The 12,787-nt window shown below is 63.2% G+C and carries 12 protein-coding genes; 10 read left to right on the forward strand and 2 right to left on the reverse strand.

Annotated features, from left to right (window positions below; all coding sequences use genetic code 11):
• Nucleotides 1-75 precede the first annotated feature (75 nt).
• The 5 genes from XH80_RS19020 (at nucleotide 76) to murJ (ending at nucleotide 6,585) form a co-directional block, all read left to right on the forward strand.
• On the forward strand, nucleotides 76-1,065 hold the full coding sequence (locus XH80_RS19020) for an SDR family NAD(P)-dependent oxidoreductase (RefSeq protein WP_271599868.1): 990 nt from the start codon (nucleotides 76-78) through the stop codon (nucleotides 1,063-1,065).
• 7 nt (nucleotides 1,066-1,072) lie between these two features.
• Entirely contained in the window at nucleotides 1,073-2,485 is a 1,413-nt protein-coding gene (locus tag XH80_RS19025) for a mannose-1-phosphate guanylyltransferase/mannose-6-phosphate isomerase (protein ID WP_271599869.1), read from the forward strand.
• 181 nt (nucleotides 2,486-2,666) lie between these two features.
• Complete coding sequence (locus tag XH80_RS19030) at nucleotides 2,667-3,671, forward strand: Gfo/Idh/MocA family protein (RefSeq protein ID WP_271599870.1); 1,005 nt, start codon at nucleotides 2,667-2,669, stop codon at nucleotides 3,669-3,671.
• 8 nt (nucleotides 3,672-3,679) lie between these two features.
• Nucleotides 3,680-4,867 carry a DegT/DnrJ/EryC1/StrS family aminotransferase gene (locus XH80_RS19035; protein WP_271599871.1) on the forward strand — a complete coding sequence of 396 codons (1,188 nt, stop codon included), beginning with the start codon at nucleotides 3,680-3,682 and terminating at the stop codon, nucleotides 4,865-4,867.
• Nucleotides 4,868-5,058: 191 nt separating this feature from the next.
• The gene (murJ, locus tag XH80_RS19040) at nucleotides 5,059-6,585 is read left to right on the forward strand and encodes a murein biosynthesis integral membrane protein MurJ (RefSeq protein WP_271599872.1); all 1,527 of its coding nucleotides are present in this window, start codon (nucleotides 5,059-5,061) and stop codon (nucleotides 6,583-6,585) included.
• A 21-nt stretch (nucleotides 6,586-6,606) separates the two neighbouring features.
• On the opposite strand, the gene XH80_RS19045 is transcribed toward murJ, so the two are convergent.
• A complete protein-coding gene (locus XH80_RS19045) occupies nucleotides 6,607-7,305 on the reverse strand; it encodes a winged helix-turn-helix transcriptional regulator (protein WP_271599873.1) in 699 nt (232 codons plus the stop codon).
• A 226-nt stretch (nucleotides 7,306-7,531) separates the two neighbouring features.
• Here XH80_RS19045 and XH80_RS19050 point away from each other — a divergent pair, with 226 nt between their 5' ends.
• Nucleotides 7,532-8,044, forward strand: coding sequence for an SRPBCC family protein (locus XH80_RS19050; RefSeq protein WP_271599874.1), 513 nt, complete (start codon nucleotides 7,532-7,534; stop codon nucleotides 8,042-8,044).
• Nucleotides 8,045-8,092: 48 nt separating this feature from the next.
• Nucleotides 8,093-8,518: a GFA family protein gene (locus XH80_RS19055; protein ID WP_271599875.1), complete on the forward strand. Its 426-nt coding sequence runs from the start codon at nucleotides 8,093-8,095 to the stop codon at nucleotides 8,516-8,518.
• A 257-nt stretch (nucleotides 8,519-8,775) separates the two neighbouring features.
• On the opposite strand, the gene XH80_RS19060 is transcribed toward XH80_RS19055, so the two are convergent.
• A complete protein-coding gene (locus XH80_RS19060) occupies nucleotides 8,776-9,021 on the reverse strand; it encodes a hypothetical protein (protein WP_333968837.1) in 246 nt (81 codons plus the stop codon).
• A gap of 273 nt (nucleotides 9,022-9,294) precedes the next feature.
• On the opposite strand from XH80_RS19060, the gene XH80_RS19065 reads away from it, so the two are divergent.
• The 3 genes from XH80_RS19065 to XH80_RS19075 all read left to right on the forward strand — a co-directional run bounded on the left by XH80_RS19065 (nucleotide 9,295) and on the right by XH80_RS19075 (nucleotide 12,769).
• Nucleotides 9,295-9,687 carry a DUF1127 domain-containing protein gene (locus tag XH80_RS19065; RefSeq protein WP_271599876.1) on the forward strand — a complete coding sequence of 131 codons (393 nt, stop codon included), beginning with the start codon at nucleotides 9,295-9,297 and terminating at the stop codon, nucleotides 9,685-9,687.
• 39 nt (nucleotides 9,688-9,726) lie between these two features.
• Nucleotides 9,727-10,287 carry a GNAT family N-acetyltransferase gene (locus XH80_RS19070; RefSeq protein ID WP_271599877.1) on the forward strand — a complete coding sequence of 187 codons (561 nt, stop codon included), beginning with the start codon at nucleotides 9,727-9,729 and terminating at the stop codon, nucleotides 10,285-10,287.
• Between the two features lie 172 nt (nucleotides 10,288-10,459).
• Complete coding sequence (locus XH80_RS19075; RefSeq protein ID WP_271599878.1) at nucleotides 10,460-12,769, forward strand: xanthine dehydrogenase family protein molybdopterin-binding subunit; 2,310 nt, start codon at nucleotides 10,460-10,462, stop codon at nucleotides 12,767-12,769.
• The last annotated feature ends 18 nt before the right edge of the window (nucleotides 12,770-12,787 follow it).

The following is a 12,787-nucleotide window of genomic DNA, read 5'->3' on the forward strand; positions in this document are numbered from 1 at the left end:
CTAAAGAGACTGGCATGGCCGGTGTGGCGAAGCATGTCCTCGGATTTGCCTTCGCGGATTTACCTTGGGAACAGGATGACGGATCAGGCGATTTTGGTCACGGGAGCCGCGGGCTTCATCGGCTTTCACGTCGCCCGGCAGCTCCTGGCCGAGGGCAGGCCGGTCGTTGGACTCGACAATCTCAACACCTATTACGATCCGGCGCTGAAGCAGGCGCGGCTGGCGCTGTTGCGGAGCGAGGCCGGTTTCTCTTTCGTGCAGGCCGATCTTGCCGATCGCGAGGCGATGGCGGCGCTGTTTGCGCGACATCGATTTGCCAAAGTCGTGCATCTGGCGGCCCAGGCCGGCGTCCGCTACTCGATCGACCAGCCCCACAGTTACGTCGATTCCAACCTCCAGGGCTTTCTCAACGTGCTGGAGGGCTGTCGGAACAACGGCTGTCGTCATCTCGTCTACGCCTCGTCATCCTCCGTTTACGGCGCGAACACGAAACTGCCGTTTTCCGTGCAGGACCGGACCGATCATCCCGTGAGCTTTTACGCCGCCACCAAGAAGGCGAACGAGGTGATGGCGCAGTCCTACAGCCATCTGTACCGGCTGCCGGTCACGGCCTTGCGGTTTTTTACCATCTACGGCCCGTGGGGACGGCCTGATATGGCCATGTTTCTGTTCGTAAACGCCATCCTGGCCGGCAAGCCGATCCGGCTCTTCAACCATGGCAGGATGCGCCGCGACTTCACCTATATCGACGACGTGACCCGGGTCGTGTCCAAACTGATCGATCTTGTGCCTGCGGACAATCCGGCTGCCGCAAATGCGCCGTCTCGAACCTACAATGTCGGAAATCACCGCCCCGAAGAGCTGATGCATGTCGTCGGACTTCTGGAGCGGGAGCTGGGCCGGACGGCGATCAAAGAATTGCTGCCGATGCAGCCGGGAGATGTGGTGGAAACGTTCGCGGATGTCGAGGATTTGATGCGCGACACCGGCTTTGCACCGTCAACGCCGATCGAGCACGGGGTCCACAATTTTGTCACCTGGTATCGCGACCACTACAAGGTTTGAAACGACGATGGACAAACGCATTATCCCCCTGATCATGTGCGGTGGTGCCGGCACGCGGCTGTGGCCGGCTTCGCGCGAGGTGCGGCCAAAACAGTTCCTGCCGCTGTTCGGCCCGCGCTCGACCTTCCAGGACACGCTGCTGCGTGTCTCCGATGCGTCGCTGTTCGACCGGCCTGTTGTCATCACCAATGCGGCGTACCGCTTCATGGTGCTGGAGCAGCTCGCCGAGATCGGCATCGAGGCCGACGTGATCCTCGAGCCGATGCGCCGCGACTCCGGTCCCGCGATCGCCGCCGGCGCGGCATTCGCGCAAAACCGCACCAGTGAAGCGATCGTGCTGGCGCTCGCCGCCGACCATGTGGTGCGGGACAATGCCGCCTTCATCGCGGCGTGCCGCGAGGGCCTCAGCGCCGCGAGCACGGGACGCATCGTCACCTTCGGCGTCAAGCCGGAGCGGCCGGCGACCGAATACGGCTATATCAGCCCGGGTGAGGTGATCTCAGGCGAGGTGCACGCGGTTGCGCGTTTCGTCGAGAAGCCGGATGCGGTGAAGGCTTCAGATTACGTTAATTCCGGCTATCTCTGGAACAGCGGCAACTTCATGTTTCCCGCAAGCCTCTTGCTCGACGAATATCGCAAGGTCGATGCGGCGAGCGTGGATGCGGTGTCCTCGGCGGTGAACAATGCCGGCCGCGATCTCGGCTTCGTGACGCTGGAGCCGCAGGCCTTTGGTGCGGCCAAGGCGATCTCGATCGACTATGCCGTGATGGAAAAGACCTCGCGCGCGGCCGTGGTGCCGGTGTCGTGCGGCTGGTCCGATGTCGGCTCCTGGCGCGCGGTGTGGGAATTGTCCGACAAGGATGCGCAAGGCAATGCGGCGCACGGCACCGCCGTGTTCGAGGATTCGCGCAACTGCAACGTCACGACCGATCATGCGCTGGTCGCGCTCGAAGGTGTCGACGATCTCGTCGTGGTCGCGACCGCGGATGCGGTGCTGGTCTCGCGCCAGCAGGACGCCAACGGGCTGAAGCGCCTGATCACCAAGCTGAAGGCGGTCGCGCCCAAGGTCACCGAGGAGCATCTCAAGGTGCATCGCCCCTGGGGCAGCTATCAGTCGGTCGACAATGGCGAGCGCCACCAGGTCAAGCGCATCGTGGTGAAGCCGGGCGGACGGCTGTCGCTGCAGAAGCACCACCATCGCGCCGAGCACTGGATCGTGGTCCGCGGTGCCGCCCGCGTCACCGTCAACGAGACGGTGAAGACGGTGCATGAGAACGAGTCCATCTACATCCCGATGGGCGCGGTGCACCGGATGGAGAACCCCGGTAAAATCATGCTGGAACTGATCGAAGTCCAGACCGGCTCCTATCTCGGGGAAGACGACATCATCCGGATTGAAGACGACTATCAAAGGTCGTAACCAGCGAACTCCGAATCACGCGATCCGGGCCCCAAAAGCCCGCTTTCGGCGGCTAAGGCCCGGAGAACGTGTAACTTTTTGAATCAAATCGTGTCCGGTCAATTTGGCCGGCATTCGCCACATCTGTGGCGCCCGTGCTAGAAGCAGCCCGGGGATTTGCGGTGAATCGGGGTTTGCTCAGATGAGTTCCAAGGGATCACAGCCGGCAAAGGCCGGCCTGCGCGTCGGTGTCATCGGCGCCGGCGTGATGGGCAGCAACCATGCGCGGGTGCTCGCCGGTCTGCCCGGCGTCACCCTGATCGGCGTGGTCGATCCTTCGCCCGCGCATCGGGCGCGCGCGACGGAGCTCGCCAATTGCAACAGCTTCGAGACGCTCGACCAGCTCCTCGCCGCGGGCGTCGATGCCGTCACCATCGCGGCGCCGACGCATCTGCATCACGAAGTCGCGCTGGCCTGCATCGCCAGGAATATCCACGTGCTGGTCGAGAAGCCGATCGCCTCCACGGTAGAAGAGGGCCGCGAGATCGTCGCCGCCGCGCAAAAGGCCGGCGTCACGCTGATGGTCGGCCATGTCGAGCGCTTCAATCCGGCCGTTGCCGCGGTCAAGCAGGCGATCGCGGGCGAGGACATTCTCTCCATCGCGATCACCCGCGTCGGCCCGTTCCCGCCGCGCATGTCCAATGTCGGCGTCGTCATCGACCTCGCCGTGCACGACATCGATCTGATCCGCTGGTTCACCGAATCCGACATTGTCGAGGTGCAGCCGCAGCTGTCGAGCGCGGTCGCCGAGCGCGAGGACATCGCGCTGCTCCAGTTCCGCACCGCCAATGGCGTGCTTGCCCATATCAACACCAACTGGCTGACGCCGTTCAAAGCGCGCAGCGTCACGGTCGCGACCCGCGGCAAATACGTGATGGGCGATCTTCTGACGCGCCAGGTCACCGAATGCTTCGGCTTCAAGCCTGATGGCAGCTATTCGATGCGGCATCTGCCTGTCGGCCATGACGAGCCGCTGCGCGCCGAGCTGATCGCCTTCCTCAAGGCCGTTCGCAACGGCGAGACCCCTGCGGTCACCGGCGACGAAGGCGTCGCCAGCCTCGAGATCGCGACGCAGTGCCTCGAGACGCCATCGCGGCCCGCAGCGACGTCGCCCGCCCGCAAGGGCCCGCGCCGCGTCGCCGGCTAAATCCCTCCATGTCGACCAGGCAAGAAGGCGCCAAGAACCAGACCATGAACCAGCATCTTCGTTCCGAACCGATTCCCTTCATCGACGTCGCCTCGCAGCGCCGCCGGCTCGGCGCGGAGCTCGATGCCGCCGTCAAGCGCGTGATGGACCATTGCCAGTTCGTCAACGGTCCTGAGGTCTTCGAGCTCGAGAAGCAGCTTGCGGCTTATTGCGGCGCCAAGCACGTGGTGGCGTGCTCCAACGGCACCGATGCGCTGCTGATGGTGCTGATGGCCAAGAGCGTGGGGCCCGGCGATGCCGTGCTGTGTCCGTCCTTCACCTTCATTGCGACCGCCTCGCCGGCGGCACGGACCGGCGCGACGCCTGTTTATGTCGACGTCGATGAGACGACCTTCAACATGGATCCGGAATCCCTCAAGCGCGGCATTGCGGCCGCGCGCAAGGCCGGCTTGAAACCTGTGGCGGTGATTCCGGTCGATCTGTTCGGACAGCCGGCCGACCACGATGCCATCGCCGAGATCGCCGCGTCCGAAGGCCTCTTCATCATCGATGACGCCGCGCAAGGTTTTGGCGCAAGCTACAAGGGTCGCAAGCTCGGCACCTTCGGGCTCGCCACCACGACCAGTTTCTTTCCGGCAAAGCCACTCGGCTGCTTCGGCGACGGCGGCGCGATTCTGACCGATGACGACGAGCTCGCGGCGACGCTGCGCAGCATCCGCGTGCATGGGCAGGGCGTCGACAAATACGACAATATCCGCCTCGGCCTCACCGGCCGGCTCGACACCATGCAGGCCGCGATCCTGATCGAGAAGCTGAAGATCTTTGACGACGAGATCGCCGCTCGCAACAAGGTCGCCGAGCGCTACGCGCGCGGCCTCTCCAATGTGGTCACCGTGCCGCGTCTGGCGCCGGGCAATACCTCGGTCTGGGCGCAGTACACCATCCGCCTGCCTGAAGGCACCGACCGCGACGGCTTCGCCGCCGCGCTGAAGGCACAGGGCGTGCCGACCGCGGTCTATTACGGCAAGTCGATGCATCAGCAGTCCGCCTACAAGCAATATCCGGTCGCCGAGGGCGGCCTGCCTGCCTGCGAGAGCCTGTCGCAAGACGTCATCAGCTTGCCGATGCACGCTTATTTGACCGAAGCCGATCAGGAGCGAATCATCGCTGCCGTCTGCGGCGCGCTCGCGGGGTGATTTTTTTGCTTCACCTCTCTCGCTTGCGGGAGAGGTCGCGCCGAAGGCGCGGGTGAGGGTTCTCTCCTCTGGGGGAGTCTTCGTTGTCGAGACACCCTCTCCCCAACCCTCCCCCGCAAGCAGGGGAGGGGGCGCACTTCCATTGCGGTTTGCATCTAGACCTAATCGCGCCATGCTCTAGAACAGTCCGCATGCTCGGACGCATCTTCACGGTTGGGGGTTATACGCTGCTCTCGCGGCTGACGGGGTTTGCCCGCGACATCATGCTCGCGGCGATCCTTGGCGCCGGCCCTGTGGCCGACGCCTTTTTCGTGGCGCTGCGACTGCCCAATCATTTCCGCGCAATCTTCGCCGAGGGTGCCTTCAACGCTGCCTGGGTGCCGGCTTATGCACATGTCCATGGCGAGAAGGGGGAGGCGGCGGCACACCTTTTCGCCGACCGCATCTTCACGCTGCTGCTGGCCTCTCAAGTTGTGCTGCTGATCGTCGCCTGGCTGTTCATGCCTCAGGCCATGAGCATTCTGGCGCCGGGCTTTTCGGAGGACGCCGAGCAGCGCAAGCTCGCGATCGAACTGACCCGGATCACCTTTCCCTATCTGCTGCTGATCACGCTGGTGACGCTCTATGGCGGTATGCTGAACGTGATGCAGCGCTTTGCCAGTGCCGCCGCCGCGTCGATCTTCCTCAACGTCGCGATGATGATGACGCTTGCGGTCGCCGTCTGGTTTCCGACCGCCGGCCATGCTGCGGCCTGGGGCGTCCTCATCTCGGGCTTCCTGCAATATTTCCTGCTCGCCGGCGATCTCGCTCGCCATGGCGGTCTGCCGCGCTTCGCGCCGCTGAGGCTCGACGAAGACGTCCGCAGCTTCTTCAAGGCGCTCGGGCCGGCCACATTGGGCTCGATGGGGACGCAGATCGCGCTGTTCGCCGACACCATCATCGGGACCTTCCTGCCGGCAGGCGCGCTGTCGGCGCTGTACTACGCCGACCGTCTCAATCAATTGCCGATCGGCGTCATTGGCATCGCCATCGGCACGGTGCTACTGCCGGAAATGTCAAAACGCATCACGGCCAACGACCATGACGGCGCGATGAAGGCGCAGCGCCGCGCCTTCGATTTCACGCTGCTGTTCTCGATCCCGTTCGTCGCGGCGTTCCTCACCGTGCCCGACGAGATCATGCGTGCGCTGTTCGCCCGCGGCGCGTTCTCCAAATCTGACGCGATTGCAGCGGGCGGCACGCTCGCTGCGTATGCGATCGGCCTGATCCCCTTCGTGCTGATCCGCAGCGCGGTCGCGACCTTCTACGCCCGCAAGGATACGGCGACGCCGGTGCGCGCTTCGCTGACCGGCATCGCCGTCAACGTCGCACTGAAGGTCGCCCTGATGGGATCGCTGGCTCAGATCGGCCTGGCGCTCGGGACCGCCGTCGGCGTCTGGACCAATCTCTTGCTGGTGCTGTTCTTCGCCGTGCGGCGCGGTTTTCTCGTGCTTGATCGGGCGTGGCTGATGTCGCTCGGCAGATTCCTGCTGACCGGAATCATCCTTGCGGCCGCCTTCTGGCTGATCGCGCGATTCACCGGATCTGCGCTGGGCGCGATGCGCTTTCACGATGAAGTGACGCTGGTCCTGCTCGCCGTCGGCGGCACGATCGTCTACGCGCTCGCGATCCTCGTTCTGTTCGGGCGCCGCTGGCTGGTCTCGCTGGTACGCGGCTAGACCCGAGCGAATGGTCGGCATTCAACTCGCCAGTTTTCTCTCCTTGGCGAACGGGCTGAGACCAAGCCAAGTTTGCATCGAGGATGCGATTTGCCGATCGCCGGTCAGAATCATTCGGCGACTGTCCACGGCCGCACGGACGGTGTCGAGCCCCATCCAGATAGCAGTCATGCTGCGCAGATCGACGGAAATATAGAGGTCGACGTCAAATCCGGGATCGACCGAGCACAGGTCGACGCCTTCCTCGGGATCGACGATCAGCCACCAGTGTCGTTGGGTCGCTGAAAGCTCGGGGTAGACGAACTGGATGATGTTTCGCCGCCTGGGCATCGGCGTCGGATTCAGATTTCGCCGCATATCCCACATCAGCAGTTGAACGTCGAGGTGCTGGAGCGACAGGTCGGCCTTGATCCGGCGTTGGCCCCAGATTCCAAATCCTTCGACGATGGGAGTGAGTTCACGTCCCGCCGGGGTCAGCCGATATTCATAGAGGCCAGGCTCCGAAGCCAATGCTTCCCGCGCGACAATCCCCGCCGACTCGAGATCCTTGAGCCGCTGCGATAGCAGCGCGGGCGACATCCGGGGAACACCACGTCGCAGATCATTGAAGCGCGTCGAGCCGGCCATCAGCTCCCGCAGCAGCACCACAGTCCAGCGTGTACACAGAACCTCGGCGGCCATCGCGACGGGACAGAACTGCTTGTAGCTGCCAGCAGCCATGTTCTCTCTCCTGGTGGACCATTTGCGAACGTACTGCGGAATTCGCAGGGGCTTCCAGTTCAAAATCTGTACCGGCATCGATTCAGTTCGTGAACTAGAGGCGCGCAGAGGGCCCTTGCTACCTCTCAGCATGCGGATTTGGACCGCTCCACCGGGCTTGAAGGACCGTCGCGACGCGCCGGCCGAGAGCCTCATGGCATCAACTCACAATGACAGGGTAATTACGATGACAAGGATTTTCTGCAGGCCCAGGCTCTCCATGGCGAGCGTTGCGATGTTCGGCACGGTGTTGCTCCACTCGGGCACAGCATCCGCCGCTGTGGCCACGATCAGCCGCAGCGTTGACGTGAAGGCGGCTGCCCGGGACGTCTGGTCGCTGATCGGGCCGTTCTGCGCGATCAAGGATTGGCTGCCCCCGGTGGGTCAGTGCATCGAGGACGGCAAGGCGCCATCAACGCGCATTCTCGTCACGAAGGACGGAAAAGCCGCTTTCGTCGAGACGCAAGTCGCCCGGAATGAGGCCGAGTACAGCTACTCCTACAAGTTCCTGACGAGCCCGCTGCCCGTCTCGAACCACACCGCAACGATCAAGGTGACCTCGAAAGCCAATGGCGCTTCCACCATTACCTGGAATGGCTCCTATACGCCCGAGCCAGGGCAGGAGAAGGCCGCGAGCGAAGCATTGCTCGGCGTCTATGAAGCGGGCCTCGCTGAAATCCAGGCAAGATTCGCGAAATAGGTCCGAAGCTTCAGACGTTCAACAGATCAGATCAAGGAGATCGACATCATGACGATTTACAGCGGCAAATGCTTTTGCGGCGCGGTTGAAATCGAAGCGGAGGGCGCACCGGAGGCCATGGGATATTGCCATTGCTCGTCGTGCCGCTCCTGGTCGGCCGCCCCAGTGAACGCATTCACATTGTGGAAGCCGCAGAACGTGCGGGTGACCAAGGGCGCCGAATTCGTCGCCACCTACGCACAATCGGAGCTGAGCCATCGGCAATACTGCAAGGGCTGCGGGGGGCATCTCATGTGCGACCATCCGCCGCTTGGGCTCGTCGACGTCTACGCAGCCACATTGCCGACGCTGAACTTCGCGCCGGGCGTGCACGTCAATTATTCCGAGACGGTGTTGCCGATCAGGGACGGCCTGCCGAAACTGAAGGATTTTCCCGCCGAGTTCGGAGGCTCAGGTGTCGCCGTTTCTGAATAGCCCCCTGGTCTGGACGTTGATCGCGCTGATCTTGTCCATGGCCGGAATCCTTCATGACCTCAGCTGAACTTCTCAACAGGAGCGCGGCCGTCTGATCGTCCGGCGATGTTTTTTCCGCGGCGTGCAGCCGCGGAAAAGAAGCCTGACTGTGCGTGGGGTGAGCGCTTGAAGTTGTTCTGCGCCAGATCGCAGAGATGCACCGACCAAAATGATGATGCCTGCAAATAAAGAAAACCAAATGCGCATCCTGCAAAGCTCTACTCAAATGTATGTTTCTCGTTCGTGATGCTCTGGTAGATTTCGCCGGAAATCAAATGGCCGACGCCGCTGACATCGCCGGGACTGCCGATATACCGCCAGCCCGTAAGTTGCTTGCCGCTGGAGACGTCCCAAAGCCGAAACTCGACCTTGATGCGGCCATCGGGTTGACGGCCGATGCGGCCAACGACCAATGCCTGTGTGCTGGTTCTGCGCCAATCGGCAAATTTGGGGCACGTCAGCAGAGGCTCGGAAGTCGTCGCGGCAAGGGCTCGCCTTCAGGGTGCAGTCAGCCTCCGCACATCTCTTGATTATGCGCGGTTGCCATGCTATGGACGAGGCATGATGAAATGCCCGCGCAAAGTAAACTTCTCGAACATGACCCGCTTCGGTTGGGCCGTGGAAGGAGTCGTGCGCTAGCATTTTGACGACGACATCTCTTCCACCAGGCCCCGCCGGCATCGGACGGGGCCTTTGTTTGGCCACGCTCCCTGCCGGCACAACAGCAGGAGCATACGATGCCACCACAACTCACGGATATCTCACCCGGAATTGAGGGAGAGGCCGCAAGGCGCGGCCTCACGCTCTCGATCGTCCAGGCAAAGAGCGCGATCGACCAGGCGTTAGCGGAGCGCCTCAAGGCGTCTGCCTCGGCGCTGGATGGCGCTTTGCCGGATGCTGCCGGACCAACGGCCGCACCAAGGCCAAGCCTCCTCGGTCTGCTCCAGCGAGCCTGGCTTGCGTTTCTGGCGCGGCGCCAGAATCCGCAGGTCGCCTTGCAAGATCTGAGCGACAGGGAGCTGGTGGATATCGGCCTGACGCGCGGCGAGGTCGACTATCTCTCGCCACAACGCGCCATCGACAAGTTGAGGGATAGCACGATGTATCTATGGAGCGGCCGTGGGATGTAAATGACCATGCCGCGCTAAGATAAGAGAAGGGCTGATATCATGGTCTCAAACGCGGTCATTTCTCAGGCGGATTGTGAAATCCGACGATTGACTGTCGATGATCTGGATTGTCTCCGCGAGATTCGCGCGGAGGCAATTCGGGCGCATCCTCAGACGTTTGGATCTCCTGAAGAGGACGAAGGCGGAGATGTGATGATGGCGGCCTATCGCCAATGGCTCGGCGAGACGATCCTCGGCGCGTTTGGATGTGAGGGTCTGATCGGAGTGGCGGGCTTCTATGTCTCGCGATACAGGAAATCGCAGCATAGGGGACATATCTTCTCGGTCTATGTGCGGGAGAACGAACGCGGCAAGGGTGTCGGAGATCGGCTCGTCAAGGAGCTTCTTGCCCAAGCCGAGGCGCGTGTCGAGCAGGTGCACCTTGCCGTGGGATCGACGGCGGTTGCTGCCATCAAGACTTATCAGCGAAATGGTTTCGAGATCTATGGCACCGATCCCAGTGTCATTCGCATCGGTGATACCACCTATGACCATTACCTGATGATGAGGAAATTCAGCACTAGCGCCGGCCCCGACAGCCCGGCTTCCATTGGGGCCTGACGCATCAGGCCCCACAGGGAAATGACCGCGCTGCGGCCGTTCCGTCCGATCCCGCTCTGAGGCGCTAGGCACGGGTCATTTTTTCGCGGGGGCCGCCTGCCTAAACCCGTTTGCACTGCCTCTTTTTCCACGGCAATATGCCGGCAAAACAACCATAGGACGGGACAAGACAATGGCAGCCCCCATCAAATTCGGCGTAGGCCAAAGCGTGCTGCGCAAGGAGGACGACGCGCTGATCCGCGGCAAGGGCCGCTATACCGACGATTACACGCCGCAGGCCGCGCTGCGCTGCCTGGTGCTGCGCTCGCCGCATGCACACGCCAAGTTCACCGTCGATGCGAGCCGCGCCCGGACGCTGCCTGGGGTCGCACTGGTTCTCACCGCGGCCGAGGTCGGCGATCTCGGCAATCTGCCCTGCCTCTTCAATCTGGAGACCGATCCGTTCACCGGCCCGCCTTACCCGATCCTGGCCAAGGACGAGGTGCGGCATGTCGGCGACGCCGTCGCTTTCGTGGTTGCCGAGACCATCGACCAGGCCCGCGACGCGATCGAGGCCATCGACGTCAAATGGAGCCCGCTGCCGGCGGTGACAGGCGTCGTCAACGCCGTCAAGAAAGGTGCGCCGCAGGTCTGGCCGGACAAGCCGGGCAATGTGCTGTTCGACGTCTCGATCGGCGACAAGAAAGCGACTGAAGCCGCCTTCGGCAAGGCGCATACGGTTGCCGAAATCTCGATCGTCAATCCGCGCGTGGTTGCGAGCTTCATGGAGACGCGCGCGGCGGTCTGCGAATACGACGCCAAGGCCGATCATCTGACCCTGACGGTCGGCAGCCAGGGCAGCCACCGTCTGCGCGACATCCTCTGCCAGAACGTGCTGAACATCCCCACCGACAAGATGCGGGTGATCTGCCCCGATGTCGGCGGCGGCTTTGGCACCAAGCTGTTCCCGTACCGCGAATACGCGTTGATGGCGGTCGCCGCGCGCAAGCTGAAGAAGGCCGTCAAATGGTCGGCCGATCGCTCCGAGCATTTCATGGGCGATGCGCAGGGCCGCGACAACGTCACCACCGCCAAGATGGCGCTGACTGAAGACGGCAAGTTCCTGGCGATGGATTGCGACCTGATGGGCGACATGGGCGCGTATCTGTCGACCTTCGGGCCCTATATCCCGCATGGCGGCGCCGGCATGCTGCCGGGCCTTTACGATATCCAGGCCTTCCACTGCCGGGTGCGCACCATCTTCACCCACAGCGTGCCGGTCGATGCCTATCGCGGCGCGGGCCGGCCTGAGGCCGCCTACGTCATCGAACGCCTGGTCGATGCCTGTGCGCGCAAGCTCGAGATGACGCCGGATGCGATCCGTCGCAAGAACTTCATCCCGCCGAAGGCGTTGCCCTACAAGACCGCGACCGGCAAGGTCTACGACTCAGGCGATTTCGCCGCGCATCTGAAGCGCGCGATGGAAATCGGCGAGTGGAAGGAATTCGGAAAACGCGCCAAGGCGGCGAAGAAGCACGGGCTGATCCGCGGCATTGGCCTTGCGAGCTATGTCGAGATCTGCGGCGTGATGGGCGAGGAGACCGCCAATGTGCGGCTCGACCCCAATGGCGACGTCACCGTCCTGATCGGCACGCAGTCGAGCGGGCAGGGCCACCAGACCGCCTATGCGCAGATCGTCGCCGAGCAGTTCGGCGTTGCGCCGGAGCGCGTCCACGTCCGCCAGGGCGACACGGCAGAGATCGCCACGGGCCTCGGCACCGGCGGCTCGGCCTCGATTCCATCAGGCGGCGTCAGCGTCGAGCGCGCCACGCGCGAACTCGGGCAAAAGCTCAAGGAGATCGCGGCGCAGGCGCTGGAAGCCAGCGCCGGTGACCTCGAGATCACCGACGGCATCATCAGGATCGCCGGTACCGACCGCTCGATCTCGTTCGCGGATCTCGCCAAGCGGCCCGGCGTCGATCCGTCGAAGCTGAATGGCAGCGCGACCTTCGCCAGCGCTGACGGCACCTACCCGAACGGCACGCATCTGGCGGAGGTCGAGATCGATCCGGCCACCGGCATCATCAGAATCGTCAACTACGTGATCGTCGACGATTTCGGCAAGACGCTGAATCCGCTGCTGCTGGCGGGCCAGGTGCATGGCGGCGCCATGCAGGGCATCGGCCAGGCGCTGATGGAGCAGGTGGTCTATGGCGCGACCGATGGCCAGCTCATCACCGCGACTTACATGGACTACGCGCTGCCGCGCGCGGCGGACGGCCCGTCCTTCGTGTTCGAGACCCACAACATTCCCTGCACGACCAATCCGATGGGTGTGAAGGGCGCGGGCGAGGCCGGCGCGATCGGGTCCTGCCCGGCCGTGGTCAACGCCATCGTCGATGCGCTCTGGCGCGAATACAAGATCGATCACATCGACATGCCGGCCACGCCGGAGCGGGTGTGGATCGCGATCAACGAGCACCACCGCCGCCACAGCCTGTAAGGCGTCGCGCCCGGCTCG

Origin of the sequence: Bradyrhizobium sp. CCBAU 45384 (assembly GCF_028128665.1) — a bacterium.
GTDB classification, from domain to species: Bacteria; Pseudomonadota; Alphaproteobacteria; order Rhizobiales; family Xanthobacteraceae; genus Bradyrhizobium; species Bradyrhizobium manausense.

What these genes read in the sequence shown, in the direction of transcription:
- XH80_RS19020 (WP_271599868.1), top strand. Translation starts at nt 76, where the DNA reads ATGACGGATCAGGCGATTTTGGTCACGGGAGCCGCGGGCTTCATCGGC.
- XH80_RS19025 (WP_271599869.1), top strand. Translation starts at nt 1,073, where the DNA reads ATGGACAAACGCATTATCCCCCTGATCATGTGCGGTGGTGCCGGCACG.
- XH80_RS19030 (WP_271599870.1), top strand. Translation starts at nt 2,667, where the DNA reads ATGAGTTCCAAGGGATCACAGCCGGCAAAGGCCGGCCTGCGCGTCGGT.
- XH80_RS19035 (WP_271599871.1), top strand. Translation starts at nt 3,680, where the DNA reads ATGTCGACCAGGCAAGAAGGCGCCAAGAACCAGACCATGAACCAGCAT.
- murJ (WP_271599872.1), top strand. Translation starts at nt 5,059, where the DNA reads ATGCTCGGACGCATCTTCACGGTTGGGGGTTATACGCTGCTCTCGCGG.
- XH80_RS19045 (WP_271599873.1), bottom strand. Translation starts at nt 7,305, where the DNA reads ATGGCTGCTGGCAGCTACAAGCAGTTCTGTCCCGTCGCGATGGCCGCC.
- XH80_RS19050 (WP_271599874.1), top strand. Translation starts at nt 7,532, where the DNA reads ATGACAAGGATTTTCTGCAGGCCCAGGCTCTCCATGGCGAGCGTTGCG.
- XH80_RS19055 (WP_271599875.1), top strand. Translation starts at nt 8,093, where the DNA reads ATGACGATTTACAGCGGCAAATGCTTTTGCGGCGCGGTTGAAATCGAA.
- XH80_RS19065 (WP_271599876.1), top strand. Translation starts at nt 9,295, where the DNA reads ATGCCACCACAACTCACGGATATCTCACCCGGAATTGAGGGAGAGGCC.
- XH80_RS19070 (WP_271599877.1), top strand. Translation starts at nt 9,727, where the DNA reads ATGGTCTCAAACGCGGTCATTTCTCAGGCGGATTGTGAAATCCGACGA.
- XH80_RS19075 (WP_271599878.1), top strand. Translation starts at nt 10,460, where the DNA reads ATGGCAGCCCCCATCAAATTCGGCGTAGGCCAAAGCGTGCTGCGCAAG.